Below are 16,087 nucleotides of genomic sequence, written 5' to 3' on the forward strand. Positions count from 1 at the left end.
CTATATCTAATAGACCTCAACTATTTTTCCTTTAATACACACGAAAAGGACCTCCTTACAAGGAAGTCCTGCTAACGTAAAATTCAAAGAATGATTGTTCAAAATGAATGATGTTAATAGCTTATATTTAACTCGATATCTCAATAAAATCCTTTCCGTTTTTCAACAAAAGGTGAATCGTATACTTGTCATTTTTTATATACTCTCTTGTTTCAGGTAAAGACAAGTATTCTTTAATCGACAATTCAATTTCTTGGATTATTTCTTGAGAAGGAGGTTCATTAAAATTAGTTTTAATGGATACATAGGAATGCCCATCCTTCACCTTGTATGATAATCCTGTCAGTTCATAAGTTGATTTCCCTACCATGCCTTCATAGATATCAGCTGAAATAAATGCCCAACGATTATCTTGTTTCCTATGTTGAAGATTAAACTTATTCACTTCAATGTCTTTTACATCTAACTCTTGTGATTCTATTTCTTTCTCGATCTCATTAATGATTTTATTAGACTCTTGAATATGGTCTGGCATCTCAAGTGTAATAATATTTGAAAACCAGGATTTCTTAAGACCAACCAACTCATTATCTGCTTCTTCAGCGTATCCATATGATGCAAAAACTTCTTTCACGATAGTTCTTACTTCGTCATAAAGAATGTCTGTTTCATCCTCATGATCATGAGAATATGCTTTATTTGTTTCTGAAATCTTTAGAACATATTTGTCGTATCCATTTTCACTTAAATAATTTTCAATCTTAGGTTCCAGATCTTCCGTTGCTTGTTTCAAGGTAGAATCCTTTAAATTGAGTGAGATTTCAATTGTATAGGGAGATGGCGTTAGACCTAAAGAATTAATGGCATACCCCTCATTTTCAACTAGTTCATAGAGTCGGGATGATAGCTGTGTATCTTCCCCTCCTGAAAAGCTTGGAGTGATTGAAATCGGTAGTATTTTCTCCATAACACTTGCCATTGTTGTGGAGTAAAAAGGCGAAGATAGTAAAAAAAGAAAGCTAACAGCTATGACAATCCACCCCATTTGTCTTTTCGGTTTACTTTTATTATTTTTATGGACAGTTTGTAAAATGTTACTTCTAAGTTGATATTTAGAAGCGTCATTTATTTTTAATTGTTTCTCTAAATCCTTAAACTGATTATCTGAAAATTTCATTGGTAACACCCCATTTCATTAATTCATTTTTAAGTTCAGCTAAAGCTCTCTTTAAAGTCATTTTCACTTTACTTTCTGACCACTTTAAAACAATGGCTGTTTCTGCTGTTGAAAGCTCTTTTAACTTTCGTAAAATGATGACATGCCTATAGGTAGGCTTTAATTGCTGAATCGCTTTATATAATTGCTCAGTCTGCCAATTTAAAGCTACAATTTGTTCAGGTATAGGATGGTAATCTTTCTCTTCCGACGTTAAATTCAAATAATGTTGTAATGGGTGTTTTTTTCGAAAATAATCTCTGGTCACATTGCGTGCAATGGAAAACAGCCATGTTTTTACAGACGATTTATGTTCAAACTTATGTTGATTTCTATAAGCTTTGATAAAGGTTTCTTGTGTTAAATCCTCAGCTCGTTGATAATCTTTAACAATCAAAAGTATGTAGGTTAAAATCGATTCACCGTACATATCAAACCATTCAGCTACTTCATCCTCCAAAATTTTTCCTCCTTTGCGCAATCTACTTACTTAGACGCAAATGAAATAAAATGGTCACAATTAAAAAATACACAAAAGAATAATACTAATTAAAAAAGCATTGATCCACAACAGAATCAACGCTTAAATCCCCATTAATTTTATACTTACTTGTAATCGCTCCGATTTTCTGTAATATGAAATAGTCAAACAAATGATTATTTCTTACCTCTAGTATCTTTTGAAGTGCCTGTAAAAGGGTTTGTCTCATAAGTTAAATCTTTTTCAGCTTCCTTTTCTTCCTTTGAAATTCTCTTTCCTAACGAGGCGTAATACCAAATGAACGCCCCCTAAACTGAATATACCACCTATACTAGATACCCAAAATACAGCATCATCCATACGCTCACCTCCCATTTAAAACTAACAAATTGCAGCTGCCCTAAACCTACATAGAGCGCTCACTTTTGTTCCGCAAATGCTCCGATATTGTTTAAAACTGAGTTATTCATCTTTTACATGGATCACTTCAAACCGTTCACAAACAAGGGGCATATCCTTTGAAAATTCACGTCCAATTGCGTTTAGTTCTTTTCTAAAGAATTTTTCATGTTCATCAAACCAATATCGATAGGTTCTGTTTCCTTCGCCTTCCGCAATAGCAAACCCTTCACTAACCTCATTCATTGGAGTTATAGTAACTTCTATTGTTTTAGTTATTGCTACAGGCTCATGATCACTGTTTAAAATAATATTGTAATCTTCCGTTGTTGGAAGGGGTTCATTCTCTAGTTCATAAAATATATGCCCTGAACATGTTGCAGTTTTAATACCATCTATCACTAATTGCGCAAGATTGTCAGGCTCGACTCCGAATTGCCACGCAGTAACTGATTTAGGCTTATTTTGGTTCTTCCAATATTCATTCCAATATATTTCGGCTGCTTGATTCATAATATATATATCTCCTTATTTTATTCAATTAAATGGCCTGTTACTAATTTAAACAAAAAGGGCATAATTCTTTTTAGATTAACGCTCCGATTATATTGAATAGAGCCAATTAACATTAATTAATTTAGAGTCTACTATGCAGACGACTCAATTATAAAAGTTATCCAACCTAAAAGAACTAGACCAGTAATAAATAAAAAGCGAATTACGATCTTTGGACCAGAATTCCAACTAAAATATATTCTTATCAGAACAAAATAAATGGTTGTTAATAAGAATATGAATATTATTCCTTCCATAATTTCTTGATTAGAATATTGATTTGAATATGTAAGAAAATGAACTAACCAAGAAGCTATTGATACAAATCCAATAAAATATAAAAACTTCTTTTCTCTCATAAGCACCTCACGAAAAACTGTTAAATTTTATCTCTCTCTTCTTTTTACGAACATAAAACAAAATTGTTTCACTATCACCATTAGAATTGTTATCTTTAAAGGAAATGATGCCCATAAAAATGAGCCTATCTTATTACAGATAAGCTCCGAGATTGCAGTAAAAGGTTGTATACGTTTACCATAAAACCCTACATTATTTGGACTTTTAATTACTTATGGTGTCACCCCTAACTTTTATTTTTATAGCCTCGTAATCTTCTTTTTCGAAACTGATCACTACTCTAGCCACTCTTTTTGAATTTGGATAAAGATATAATTGTTGATTGAATTTAACCCCTAGAGGTGAAATTATTTGATAGATAAAATTTAAAATATTAAAGCAATCTAAATCTACTCCATCTTCTAAATGGTTTTTTATACTGATAACCACCATATTATCAATGACTTCAAACCTCGGTTTCCGCGTAGAAATATTGTTAATTTTGCACATTAACTTTACAGTTTGTTTAAAAACATCTGTATCCTCATTACTTTTCACCAGTAATATCACCCTTTTATTTATTCTTTATTGCATTTTCAGGAAGCATTAAAGTGCATAACCCACAATAATTCTTTTGTAAGTGTCTATTCAGTTATCAAGCACTATATTGAAGAATAGCTCCGAGATACAGGAAGATCACTTTTAAAATTCAACTGCACCTAATCGTTTAACAACTATTACCTCTTAACCAAATGTCCAACTTTCAAGATGGTTTTACTCTTTTGTATTTCCTATACTGTATTATTGCAAATACACTAATAACTAAAATGAATGAAATGGTAATAGAATATCGTGAAATCATAAAAAAGAAATCCGGATATGAAATTTCCATAACTGAAGTCATTCCATTTACATCTGTGGTAGACTTCACTCTATTTAACCCTGCAAACAATATTAGAAAGGAAATAACCAATGAATATAATCCAGTTTTAACTAATGTCTTTTCCAAAATGAATTCCTCCAAAAATAAAAATAAGATTACAAAAGATGTTCACTACCAATTATTTCAAAACTATTTCATTTACACAACCAAATAAAATATGGAGCTTATCTTATTACAGATAAGCTCCGAGATTGTTGAAGACTCAAAGTTGAGATAAGTTTGTTTTCCATATCTTAATTAACCAATTTGATAAATTTAACTTAGTAAACGACCTCCCCATAAGGAGTGACAAGGAGACTTCTTTTTTGAATAACGACTTTAATAGTTTTATTGATATTTTCCTTATCACTTAGCTTTTGAGGTTTTGGTTTTATCCCCTCGTACCACTCTTTGCCTTTTTCCTCTTCCACCCACCAGTCAAAATATACTTCAATATCATCTTGGTTGTAGTAATTGAATATTTCTTGCTCACTGAGAGAAGATGATAATTTCATGAAAGCGACTACCGTTGGATATCCTCCATTACCCCTAGGCCCTCCTCCATAGTTGTAGGCAAAATCATAACCTTTCTCAATTAGTACTGTGTTTGGAGGAATTGAATACTCATATAGTTCATTCGCGAATTCTTTTGCGTATCTATATTCTTGTCCATATATATAGTATACAAAAACACTAAATACAAGAATTGATATTACAAGTAAATAAACTGATTTTTTTTGCACTGATTTCTCCTCGATTCAAGATTTGAAAAGAGATATGTTTTAGTCATTTCCTTTATCTTTCACTTCCATCTGATGTCCTGATTTTTTCATTTCAAAATACTTGTCCATTATCCGTTCGCTAATATCATGATTAATTTCATTAGTGTTATCGATATCTGGCACTACAACTGCAAAAGCAACTTCAGGCTCATCAGAAGGAGCATATCCAACAAGAGTTAAATTGTAGTTATCTTCTCCAAACTCTGCTGTTCCAGTTTTTGCGGAGGGGTTATAGGATTTATTACTAAAGAAATTTGCCGTACCTTGATTAGTATGTGTAACCATCCATAGTCCCTTTTTGACAACATCAAAGTACTTTTGATCAACATTTACAGTATTCATAACGTTAGGCGTATTCTGATATAAAATATTGTTGGAAAGTTCATCTCCATTATTAGCTTCATGAACTTCTTTCAGTAAATGTGCTTCCATCCTTCGTCCATCGTTTGCTACGGTTGAAATGTATTGAACCATTTGAATAGGGGTATAAGTGTCAAACTGACCAATACTGAGATCAAGCAAATTACCTAATATATTACTATTCCCTTCATAACCAGTTGCTTCAGAAGGGATATCCACTCCGGTGCTTACTCCTAAACCAAATCGAGAAAACACATTCCTCATTTTTGAATAAGCTTCTATATCGAAAGCCCCGCCTTGATTTTTTTCATACTTATGATTAGCTATTTCCATTGCAATATTAAACATATAGACATTGGATGAACGTTGAAGGGCAGTTAATTCATTAATACTCCCCATGTTCACATATGATTTCTTTGGTTCTGTTCCAGGAAAATATAGTGGAGTATCATAAAAATAAGTATTGGGTTGAATGGCCCTATAGTGAAAGCCCGTTAATACAGTAGCTGCTTTAACAGTAGATCCCATTGCATAAGCATCCATAAATGCTCCGTATGAACGATCTTCAAATCCCTTATTTGTTAGTTCTTGTCCTGAAGCTGCTAATACTTCTCCAGTTTTTGGCTCCATCATTACTGCATAAGCGCGTTCCAACGAATAATTTCCTTCTGAGCGTGCTTCTTGTATCTCTTCTTTTAAAATCTCATCTACAGATTGTTGAAGCTCCATATCTAAAGTTAACACTAGATCTCCGCCTCTGGAGCCCGGAATTTCTTCTGGATCTCCAATTGGATTTCCTTCTTTATCAGTTACAAATTTTGTTTTTGACGGTTGTCCCCTTAAATACTCTTCATATTGTCTTTCTAAGAAACTAATTCCCACACTATCATTTAATCCATAACCCTTTTGAAGATAAGCATCTACTTCCTCTTCGGCAATTTGTCCTGTATTTCCTAATAGAGTTTTTATTGTTTCATTATAAGGGTATTCACGAATCGCATCAGCTGCAACTTCTATCCCCGGGAGGTCACTCAGATGTTCGCTCACTTCAGCAATTTCATCTTTCGTCAAATCCTGTTTAATTGTTTGGGAAGATAATGCGTATCCACCATCCATTTCACGTTTAATGGCTGCAATTTCTAATTCTTTTTTTGAGATTTTATTTAGATCTGATTCTTTAATACGATCTAACTGTAACTGATACGCATCTTTGTCACTAAGATCTTTGGTTTCTTTATCGCTTAACTTCGATCTTGCCTCTTTTGGACGAGTAATAATCCAATAATCTTTCAAGTCTCTTTCAGTTAATTTTTCAGTCCCTTTCTCAATGTACTTTGAAAGATGTTCTGCCACTTCCAGTTTTTCTTGTTGAGTAGTCCCCTGTGTCTTAGTATAAGTAATAATAAAGGTAGGTTTATTATCTACTACAACTCTTCCGTAACGATCAAACATCATACCTCTAGGGGAAGTTGTTTTAGCCTCCACATTATCTGTTTCTTCTACTTGATTTTCAAAATCATCACCTTGAGCTAATTGGAGATATCCTAAACGAAAAATTAAAACAGAAAACAGTAAGAATACGAACAAAAACAATATATTTAGCCGGTATGGTAAATGACTCCTTTTTTCTTTCTTTATGCTATTCATGATGCCCCCTGTAAACTATCCTACTTCAATCATTCTTTTTGAATGAGGCTAATAATCGTTTCGTTACTTCTGCAGAAATATCCTGGGTTACGATTTCGTATTTGTAATCATCAGATTTTCCAATAAAATGAGATTCCGGAATATTGTTAAGTTTGTAGCTAACCCAATGAATCCCATTTAAATCAAACTCTTCATGCTTATCTTTCGCTCCTGTATCGAAATCTCCTATCGAACGAACAACCGCATCTTTATGATACTGACGAACGTATAAAAGTTTGGATCCTGAGCCATCTTCATCTTCATCCTTTTTATAGCTATAAGTTAGATAGGCCTGTTTATAGTCTTTATATTTTTCATAACTAGCAGAATAAAGTTCCAACTCCTTATTCTTGAATTCATATAAAAATGGTAGTTCTTTCTCAAGTCTCGTCAAGACGACATCGACTTCCTCTGGATAATAATCCGCGTGATCCACTACCTCTATATCTGCTTCTTTCGAATCTTCATAAGAAGGCTGATCTACTTCCATCTCACTATAATTTTCAAGATTGGGTATAAACTCTTTTGAGGAAATTGGTAGATTTATTTCTAAACGGTCTGGGTGTAGGTAGCTAGTCACCTCTCCATTTTGATCGTATACTTCATACTGCACGAGAATACCTGTGTCTTTATCTACCCAAAAACGAAATTGGTTACCTTTCATTCGATCTGTATCACTTTTTGGTATCTCGCCATATAAAACAATTGTATTATGGCCGAGTAGTTCTTCGTTTTGTTTTTCAATATCCCAAAGATTTTCTTCTCTTAAATAATAAGCTACTTTTTCATATGGAAACAAAGAGATATGGGCACTGCTATCCGGTGGACTTTGCCTGAATACGCCAGGAGAATCATAGAGCTTTCTTAACTCCACCTGGAATACTTCGTTTGGATAAACGGTTTGCTGTTTGCCGTTAACTTCAGGTTCATTCACATAATATTCCTCTCTATTGTTGTCAATTCTCCATACCTTTTGTCCATCATAAAATGTTTTATTTATATTGGACTTAACTCCCATTATCTCTTCATCATAAAAAGAGGTTGAGATCACAGATTCTCCAACATGTTCTTCCAAGCTAACCGTATACTTGATCCTTTCATTGCTTTCTGAGTTATCATCGTATACATTTTGTAATTCAAATTCTCCTGATGCTGTACTAAAATAATCAACAGTATTCAGCATTTTTGTAGACACATCTTCTTTTGACAAATCATCGTATAGTTCATCCTGAGCCGGGGGAGTGAAAGAGTTATCCTCATTGCCCGCCTTTATATCGCTTTTTAATTCACTTGTTTCATTTGTTGGAGATGCTTCATCAAGAGCCATGAACCCCAACTTATCCAGAGTTAAATAACCAATTCCAAACATAACAATTACCGTAAATCCTATACTTAACAAAAACCCTAATCTTTGCTGGATGTTGATTCTGGTCTTCTTTTGATTGTAATAAATGGCATTCTTGACGTTTCGTTTATGTTTATTGTCAAAATCAATATCTTTTAACACTGTTTCATTCATATCCTCTTTAAGATTCTTTAAGAAATCATCCATCTGTTTTACCTCCTTCGAGTCGTTTTTTTAACAAAATACGTCCTCTGTGTAAACGAGACTTCACTGTTTGCATTCGTATTTGCAACAACTCAACGATTTGGTTATAAGATAGTTCTTCATAATAATAGAGAATAATCACTTCTCGATACTTGACTGGTAACGACATAACCTGTTCAGAAAGCATTCTTTTACTTTCTAAATTTATCAATTCAGTTTCCGGAGTATCATATGTATGACGAGACTTTGAAAAGAAATCATTTAAAACGATATTTTTAAAGGACCAACTTCTCAGCTTATCCTTGCATAAATTTACAGTTATTCTGTAAATCCAAGTTTTATAAGTTGAATCATTTCGAAAACTATCTAGATTTTTATAGCATTTAATAAAAACTTCTTGTGCGATATCTTCAGCAAGCTGTTGTTGTTTTGTATAGGTAAATGCTAAGCGAGTGATATTTCTTCCGTACTCGTTCATTAACCATTCAACTCGCTCTTCTTTGCTGAGATCATCTTCATATTCATCATCCCGTTTTTTACTAGTAATCATCTTTCACACCCTTTCACCTATTAGACGGAACATAGCTCATTTGGTTGTATTTTTTTCTGAAGGTTATGATGAATTTTCTTTGCTGGACTTTGAAAGGATACTTAAAGTGAGGACCACACACGAAATCAATAGAAGTTAGATATGTATTGACCCTTAGATAAATGGATCGCTCTTATTCGGTAATGAGAAGAACAGAATTAAAAGTATAACACTATGCATAACCAATTCAATAATCATAGAAAGCAAGGAAAATTTCCATAGAAAAAGGAGCTTATCTTATTGAAGATAAGCTCCGAGTTTGTTGAACACTGAATTTATTAAACTTCAATGGTGATCTCACAATATGTGAAAACCTTATAACAACTGAAGGGATTGCTTATGTTAAATTTTCCGCTGACGTAGGAAAATAGCTGGATCTCTTTAAAGACAGAGAGGATGAATCAGAACGAGTGCTTTTCCTTAAAAGCCAACATAGAAGATAAAAAATTTGAGGATCATGCATTAAATCTTGATCTTCTCTTTTTATCTTAACCTTAGTCTGTTACCACTTTAGCAGCGTGTCGTCAGGCATCTGCACTCAGATAAATAACAATGACTGTTCTTTAGTATTTAATCTGTTTTATATTTGCAATCTTATCCGCATATAATCTTTCTTTCCGTATTCCTATCATGCAAAGGTGTACGAAAATAGCACTCCACATAATAAAAACAATCACGAAGATTCCAACGCTAATCCACACCTGCAAGGTGTAGAAAGGTCCTGAGAAATCAAGAGGCAAGGAATTAATTCTTTGAGCTATATACGTAAAGAACCAGGGGATATATAAAGAAGCCCCCCTTTTTATCAATGATTTCAAACCTGGATATTGTCCATTTTCCGCATATAAACGATACTTCAGTAGTCTTGTGCCTAACGTCATTCCGCTCCATATATAGGGAATAATGATATAAACTACAACAAATCCCATGGTTGTATAAAGAAATTCTATGAACGCCGATGAGACGTAAATAATTGTAATAACTATCCAACCAAGCTTTATGATTGTGTAATCAACTATGATTGCCAAAATTTGTTGAAGCAACCTTACTCGAGGTTCCCCTTCTACCACTTTTCTTTTATGCTCTATGGAACTTTTCGATGGCAGCAGTGACAAGAAAATAGGAGCAATAGTAAAACCACAAAGGGTTCCGAGGGTGTTCAACATAAGATCATCGACATCAAAGATGCGATAAGGACAGTTGTAAATCCCATAAATTCCCGTAAACTGTGTGACTTCAAAAAAAAGCGACACTGCAAATCCTGCAGCTAGTACTTTTTTCCAAGATTGATGAGTATTTCGAAAATAACGAAGGAATACCCCAAAAGGGAGTAACAAGATAAAGTTAAAAGCCGCTTGGTAGAAGGCTGGTTGTAAAAAGATTTGTGAATATGTGTGTAGTTGTGTCCATACCACATTCATATTCTTATATATATCAGATACAAATGTAAACGGTATGATGGAGTAATATACGGTGTCATTACTCTGTCCGGCACAAGTATCTTGTGTCACGGGTAATGGTAATAGAACTAAAAATAAAGCAGAAAGCATATAGAAACTAAAGGTGTAAATGATTAGTGAGTTCCAAATACTCACAAATCCGTACTTCCTATAATTATAGATCAGCCAAGGAATAGTAAAAATGAAACTTAGTAAAAAAAACGACAAAATGGCGATTTTAATCGGAATCATATAAACAGACAAAGCGACACCTCATTCTTATGACGATTATCATTAAGAGTATGACTCTTGAGTTGGATTCTTATGTAATCCAGTTACTTCATCCGTAATAATAAAAGTACGAATCATGTGATAGAGTCATTTCCTGTTTACAAGACAATGTTAATGTTTGTTCCAGAATCAATTCCAGTTTTACTATCAATGGTAATTTCTCCTTCATGGGTTTCGATCACTTCCTTTGCGATCGCCATACCTAGTCCCGATCCTTTATGAGATTGAGTTGTATTCGTTCCCCTAAAATGCCGATCAAATACACGATCGATCTCACTTTTACTTACCCCCTTCCCATTATCCTTAATTGTAATATGCGTACGTTCTCCTCTTTTCACTTCTATCTTAATGTTGACATTTTCATTGTTATGGACGATCGCATTATCGATTAAATTATTTATTGCTCGTCGCATTAACACTTGATCAACCTCTACTTCAATTTTTTCTTCGCTGGGATAGAATTCAATATCCCTGCATTCACCATCGTTAATCACATCTATTACAATAACCCGTATCAAAGAAACGATATTAACTTTTTCTATCTTTAGTAAGAGTTCCTTATTTTTTAAACGCGTAGATAAATGAAGGTCTTCAATAAGTTCTTTCATATAAATTGATTTTCGTTCAATAATTTCAGCATATTTTTGAATATCTTCTGGGGTAAAGTTATACTCTTTTTCCTTCAAAATTTCAGCAAATCCTAAAATAGAAGACAGCGGTGTTTTCATATCATGAGAAATATTGCTAATCCACTCTTCCTTCATTTGCGCTAACTTCTTTTGTTCTATCTCCGTCTTCCGAAGTTGGTTAGACAACTGATTCATGTTATGAAATACATCTTTATAAATACCTTTTCGTTCATAATTAATATTAAAATCTCTATCCGCAAGCCGTTTAATCCCTTCAATCAATTTATGAAGGGGACTAGTAAGTCGTTTACTAAATAAATAGCCTATAAATAAAGCCACAATCACGTCAATTAATAATAAAATGAAGCTTCCTTTCTGAATTAAATCAATTACTTCTCTTGAGTCATACGAATATACGAGCCGGTTTATATGGGGAGATTTAAAACCTATGATATAACTGTACCTATAATTAGACCGCTTCACTTCACTGACAAAGTTTGTAGAAAATACGTCCTTTTCTTTGTATTTATACATATTGACTAGATCAATAGGGGTATATTTTTCCTTTATGGCTTCAGGTGTGCCATACCCATAAATCTGAGTGCCATTTTCATCTAAAATTTGAATCCAAGCCTGTTTCTTATCTAGTTCTCGTTTCCCTTTACGGGTAATCATATCGTTCTCTGCTGAAAACCTGATTTCTTCTTGGAAATTTCTTGTGAATGATTCCAGAGAAGACCCCTCATTTTTTAAATTTTGATCAAAAGAATAATTTTGCGCAATAAACAAAGCAATAACTATAACGATATTAAAAATGATGACCAGGACAACAATAAATATAACAGAGACAAGAAACCTTCCAGTTATCCTCCATTTCATCAATTATTCATCCTTTATCACAAGTTTATAACCCAACCCTTTTACAGTTCGAAGGTAGTCTGGTTTAGACGGTTGAGATTCAATTTTTTCGCGTAACCTTCTGATATGTACCATGATGGTGTTATCAAATCCTATATAATCTTCTCCCCATACTTTTTTGCAAAGACTTTCTTTACTTATAATTTGGTTTTTGTGATTTAAAAAGTGAATCATCATTCGCATTTCTTTTGGCTTTAGTTCAATAACCTTTCCGTTCTTTTTTAATTCCATTGTTTGCTCATCCCACTCGAAAGGACCGGTCGTTACTGCTTCTTTGGTCTTCTCTGATTGAGAACTAGACCTTCTTAATTGTGCTTTTACACGGTAAGCCAATTCTTTTGGACTAAATGGTTTTGTAATATAGTCGTCTCCTCCCAAAGCGAATCCTAAAATGCGATCGATTTCTTCTGACTTCGCAGATAAAAACAAGATAGGAACATTTGAGGTGTGACGGATTTGTTTACATACATCATACCCCTCCCCATCAGGGAGCATAATATCTAATATCACAAGGTCAGGTTGCTCTTCTTGAAACTTTTTAACCCCCTCCAGTGCGTTAGATGCAGTAATAATAACTCCTACCCCTTCTTTTTTTAGGACGGTTTTTAGCAGAATTAAAATTTCTTCTTCATCATCAACAATTAATACTTTATTATTGACTGTCATTGTTTTCTGGCCTCCATATATAATTTAGGAACAAAAACGGACAAACCTTGGTGAAAGTTCTAGAAAAGATAAATAAGAACCCTTCTTTTCAGAAGGATTCTTTATTACTGAAATTACAATAATTGTTCTTTTGCCTTTTGAGGGATTTCTCTCTCATCTACCTCTTCATAGGAGGTAACACCTTTATCTCCTTTAATATACAAAAGGAGATAAGCATTTTCACGAAGCTCTCCTGGTGAAGTAAAAGTGAAAGATTGACTCTCACCAGCTTCGTTGTAGGCAGGTAATTCATATCTATAACGAATGTATATTTCTCCATTAGATGATGTTTCTTCCAATTCTCCATTGACATTAATTTTTGTGAAGTATGTGTCTGCACCTAAACGATTGAGGTTGGTATTTTGAAGAAATAATAGTCCTCCAATAAAAAAAGACGCTATAATAGGGATCCATATTCTTTTCATGTTTATTTCCTCCTTTTATTGAATAAATGATTTTGTAACGATCTTGTTATAGGCTTTAACGGTTATGACATAATAAATGAAATATATGACTGTATAACTACCAATACAAATGATAACTGGTAAGAATAAGTTTGCTTGTATTAGGTTTGACAAAGAGGCTAAAGCTACGACACAGTGCAGAATGCCCATGATCAATGGAAGAACAAAAATGAAACCTACTTGTTCGGCAATTGTTTTTTTCATTTCTTTCCTGGTCACACCAATTTTGTTCAAGATAACGTAGTTACCTTTGTCTGCATGTGCTTCTGTCATTTGCTTAAAGTAAATGATACTGCCTGTGGCTGCAAGAAATACCAGACCAAGAAATCCTGCCATAAAAATAATCAAGCCCGAGGATTCCATTGTGCTTGCATAGTCCTGAAAAAAACTCGAAAATTTTGCTTCATCAGGCAACGCAGCTTGTACGTCTTTGGTTAACTGTTCAGCTGTTTTTTCATCTGTTATCGTGTAGAGCTCTAATTTAATTGGTTTCATATCTTTCTGCAAATGTTCAAATAATTCTTTACTTACGACTAATGTTTTGTTGGCAGTTGCCGCATTTAGAACGCTGTATGTTCTTACCTCTTTAAAGGTAACTTGTTCCTCTCCTTTATTTACATTTATCGGGATAGTCTTCTCTGTATAATCAGGAGACAAATTTGCCATGTAACCTGGATCAAGCAAGACTACTTCCATCCCTTTCAACGAAAGAGAAGTATTTCTATCCTGTGAACTTGCTAGTCTAATAAAGGTATCATTTGAAATCAGAGTATACATTTGGTGTTCCGCAGAAAACATATCGTTAAGCTTTGAAACATCTGCTTTCACTTCCAAAGCTTCTATGCTTTTATGTTCTAAGACGTTATGCTTTTTGTTGTTGACAATTATATCGTTAGTCTTTTCTGTTATGGTATCATCGACGTTAATAAACATCATGCTGTTGGGATTGATGTTTTTCACATTAGTAACATTACTATAGTATAAGCTGAAAGCGGTACTGACTGCGGTTAAGGTTGTTGCACTTAAAACGGCGATGGCCGTTAGGGTGCGCGCGTTCCCTTTTATCCGATATAAAAGTTGTGATCGTCCGATCATATTTGTACCTTTCCAGTCGTACTTTTTATTGGTACCAAGAACCTTTAAAACATAGACAATAGATGTATTAAATAAGAAATACGTACCTAATACAACCGTTAACAAAATCAACACAGGTGTCCACAAAATCCCTATCGTACTCCATACCTTTGATGTCAAAATATTTTGAAGGGCAAGCCAGTAACTAAGTGAGATAGAGAAAACAGAGAATAAAGCAATGGATATAGAAGCTTTAGGGTTCTTTTCTCCTTCGTTTTCAGCTCGAAATAAATCAATCAATTCTGACTGATAAATTAGGCGATAGCCATGGAACGATGTAATCAACGTGATCACCATAAAGACGATCACTGTATTGACGACAGCATCCGTCGATATAGAAAAGTTCGTTATTGGTTGATATCCCATCAAGCTCATTAATAGAGAAACAAATAAATCAGAGAGCAACGCGCCAAATAGTATACCAATAACAAGAGCTAAAACACCCATTATGAAATTCTCATAAAACAGTAACAAGCCAATCATTCTTTTACGGACTCCAAGCAATGAATACAATGCAATTTCTTTTTTTCTTTGTCTTGTAAAAAAAGAATTTGAATACCAGATAAAGATGGCGACAAAGATCATTAACACAAATGATGCCCCACTAAAAACAGAGTTGATTTTCTGTGAAGTTTGAGAAGTGGCTTGTATCGTTTGATCATACTTTAATGAAGAAAACGAAAAGTAAATAACGATGCTGAAAATCATAGACGCGAAGTAGAGAAAATAATTTCTGAACTTCCTTTTCATATTTTTTATTCCGATGCTAAATAATGTCACGATCCTCACCCCCGAGATCAGCGATTACTTCTAAGATCTCCTCGAAAAATTCTTTCCGATTACGCGTACCTTTAAAAATTTCCTTAAATAGGCGACCGTCGTTAATGAATAATACTCGCGTACAAAAACTCGCAGCATAAGCATCGTGTGTTACCATCATTATGGTTGCCGTGTGTTCCTTATTCAACGAGCTTAAAACTTCAAGCAAGCTTGTAGCAGATTTTGAATCAAGTGCGCCTGTTGGTTCATCTGCAAAAATCAAGCTGGGATTGGAAGCAATTGCACGAGCTGCAGCTGTCCGTTGTTTTTGTCCTCCAGAAATATGATAGGGGTATTTGTTTAATATATCAGTAATCCCAAATAATTCCCCCAAATCATTTACACGCTGTTCAATGTCTGAAATAGACACCTTTGATAGTGCAAGCGGAAGAACAATATTTTCTTTCACAGTAAGAGGATCCAACAAATTATAATCCTGAAAAATAAAGCCAAGTTTATTTCTTCGAAAGTCAGAAAGCTGTTCATCTTTCATTGATAAAATATTTTGGTCATCAATGATAATTTCTCCTGAAGATGGCTTATCAATGGTGGAAAATATATTGAGCAAAGTAGACTTACCGGCACCTGATGGGCCCATTACGCCAATAAATTCTCCTTCTGTAATGTCAATATGAATGTCTTGTAAGGCTTTATAAATGTGGCCCTTCTCGCCAAAGTTTTTATCTATATGTCTTGCTTGTAATACTGTTCTCATGGTTTTCTTCCCCATTTCCTTTTTTAGCTACTTGTTCTATTGAGAGATAATATTTCCGATAAAGATCTTTTTATCCTAAAAGGTTACTTATTCAC

14 protein-coding genes are annotated in these 16,087 nt (G+C 33.9%); all 14 read right to left on the bottom strand.

Translation table 11 applies throughout. The annotated features are described in order from the left end of the window. Nucleotides 1-127: 127 nt before the first annotated feature. Nucleotides 128-1,177: a DUF4030 domain-containing protein gene (locus ATG70_RS13265; protein WP_098444764.1), complete on the bottom strand. Its 1,050-nt coding sequence runs from the start codon at nucleotides 1,175-1,177 to the stop codon at nucleotides 128-130. Continuing rightward, the gene (locus tag ATG70_RS13270) at nucleotides 1,161-1,676 is read right to left on the bottom strand and encodes an RNA polymerase sigma factor (protein ID WP_257147692.1); all 516 of its coding nucleotides are present in this window, start codon (nucleotides 1,674-1,676) and stop codon (nucleotides 1,161-1,163) included. The genes ATG70_RS13265 and ATG70_RS13270 overlap by 17 nt, the downstream gene beginning before the upstream one ends. 483 nt (nucleotides 1,677-2,159) lie before the next feature. Continuing rightward, entirely contained in the window at nucleotides 2,160-2,609 is a 450-nt protein-coding gene (locus ATG70_RS13275) for an ASCH domain-containing protein (protein WP_098444765.1), read from the bottom strand. A gap of 606 nt (nucleotides 2,610-3,215) precedes the next feature. After that, nucleotides 3,216-3,548, bottom strand: a complete 333-nt coding sequence (locus tag ATG70_RS13280; protein WP_098444766.1) for a hypothetical protein — start codon at nucleotides 3,546-3,548, stop codon at nucleotides 3,216-3,218. Nucleotides 3,549-4,193: 645 nt separating this feature from the next. Continuing rightward, nucleotides 4,194-4,655 (bottom strand): hypothetical protein, encoded by a 462-nt coding sequence (locus ATG70_RS13290; protein ID WP_098444768.1) that lies wholly within the window; start codon nucleotides 4,653-4,655, stop codon nucleotides 4,194-4,196. Between the two features lie 39 nt (nucleotides 4,656-4,694). Further along, complete coding sequence (locus tag ATG70_RS13295; RefSeq protein ID WP_098444769.1) at nucleotides 4,695-6,701, bottom strand: peptidoglycan D,D-transpeptidase FtsI family protein; 2,007 nt, start codon at nucleotides 6,699-6,701, stop codon at nucleotides 4,695-4,697. A gap of 25 nt (nucleotides 6,702-6,726) precedes the next feature. Then, nucleotides 6,727-8,292 carry a hypothetical protein gene (locus ATG70_RS13300; RefSeq protein ID WP_098444770.1) on the bottom strand — a complete coding sequence of 522 codons (1,566 nt, stop codon included), beginning with the start codon at nucleotides 8,290-8,292 and terminating at the stop codon, nucleotides 6,727-6,729. Then, nucleotides 8,285-8,839, bottom strand: coding sequence for a sigma-70 family RNA polymerase sigma factor (locus ATG70_RS13305; RefSeq protein WP_257147693.1), 555 nt, complete (start codon nucleotides 8,837-8,839; stop codon nucleotides 8,285-8,287). The genes ATG70_RS13300 and ATG70_RS13305 overlap by 8 nt, the downstream gene beginning before the upstream one ends. Nucleotides 8,840-9,441: 602 nt before the next feature. Next, on the bottom strand, nucleotides 9,442-10,581 hold the full coding sequence (locus ATG70_RS13310) for a VanZ family protein (protein WP_098444771.1): 1,140 nt from the start codon (nucleotides 10,579-10,581) through the stop codon (nucleotides 9,442-9,444). A gap of 125 nt (nucleotides 10,582-10,706) precedes the next feature. Then, complete coding sequence (locus tag ATG70_RS13315; RefSeq protein ID WP_098444772.1) at nucleotides 10,707-12,116, bottom strand: sensor histidine kinase; 1,410 nt, start codon at nucleotides 12,114-12,116, stop codon at nucleotides 10,707-10,709. A gap of 3 nt (nucleotides 12,117-12,119) precedes the next feature. Next, the gene (locus tag ATG70_RS13320; protein WP_098444773.1) at nucleotides 12,120-12,821 is read right to left on the bottom strand and encodes a response regulator transcription factor; all 702 of its coding nucleotides are present in this window, start codon (nucleotides 12,819-12,821) and stop codon (nucleotides 12,120-12,122) included. Nucleotides 12,822-12,934: 113 nt separating this feature from the next. Beyond that, on the bottom strand, nucleotides 12,935-13,285 hold the full coding sequence (locus tag ATG70_RS13325; RefSeq protein ID WP_098444774.1) for a YxeA family protein: 351 nt from the start codon (nucleotides 13,283-13,285) through the stop codon (nucleotides 12,935-12,937). 15 nt (nucleotides 13,286-13,300) lie between these two features. Then, nucleotides 13,301-15,238, bottom strand: coding sequence for an ABC transporter permease (locus tag ATG70_RS13330; RefSeq protein ID WP_098444775.1), 1,938 nt, complete (start codon nucleotides 15,236-15,238; stop codon nucleotides 13,301-13,303). Then, the gene (locus ATG70_RS13335; RefSeq protein WP_098444776.1) at nucleotides 15,225-15,992 is read right to left on the bottom strand and encodes an ABC transporter ATP-binding protein; all 768 of its coding nucleotides are present in this window, start codon (nucleotides 15,990-15,992) and stop codon (nucleotides 15,225-15,227) included. Before ATG70_RS13335 ends, ATG70_RS13330 begins: the two co-directional genes overlap by 14 nt. Nucleotides 15,993-16,087: the final 95 nt, after the last annotated feature.

This window comes from Bacillus sp. es.036 (assembly GCF_002563635.1).
In the GTDB taxonomy this organism is placed as follows: domain Bacteria; phylum Bacillota; class Bacilli; order Bacillales; family Guptibacillaceae; genus Guptibacillus.

What these genes read in the sequence shown, in the direction of transcription:
- ATG70_RS13315 (WP_098444772.1), bottom strand. Translation starts at nt 12,116, where the DNA reads ATGAAATGGAGGATAACTGGAAGGTTTCTTGTCTCTGTTATATTTATT.
- ATG70_RS13300 (WP_098444770.1), bottom strand. Translation starts at nt 8,292, where the DNA reads ATGGATGATTTCTTAAAGAATCTTAAAGAGGATATGAATGAAACAGTG.
- ATG70_RS13305 (WP_257147693.1), bottom strand. Translation starts at nt 8,839, where the DNA reads ATGATTACTAGTAAAAAACGGGATGATGAATATGAAGATGATCTCAGC.
- ATG70_RS13325 (WP_098444774.1), bottom strand. Translation starts at nt 13,285, where the DNA reads ATGAAAAGAATATGGATCCCTATTATAGCGTCTTTTTTTATTGGAGGA.
- ATG70_RS13265 (WP_098444764.1), bottom strand. Translation starts at nt 1,177, where the DNA reads ATGAAATTTTCAGATAATCAGTTTAAGGATTTAGAGAAACAATTAAAA.
- ATG70_RS13295 (WP_098444769.1), bottom strand. Translation starts at nt 6,701, where the DNA reads ATGAATAGCATAAAGAAAGAAAAAAGGAGTCATTTACCATACCGGCTA.
- ATG70_RS13335 (WP_098444776.1), bottom strand. Translation starts at nt 15,992, where the DNA reads ATGAGAACAGTATTACAAGCAAGACATATAGATAAAAACTTTGGCGAG.
- ATG70_RS13275 (WP_098444765.1), bottom strand. Translation starts at nt 2,609, where the DNA reads ATGAATCAAGCAGCCGAAATATATTGGAATGAATATTGGAAGAACCAA.
- ATG70_RS13320 (WP_098444773.1), bottom strand. Translation starts at nt 12,821, where the DNA reads ATGACAGTCAATAATAAAGTATTAATTGTTGATGATGAAGAAGAAATT.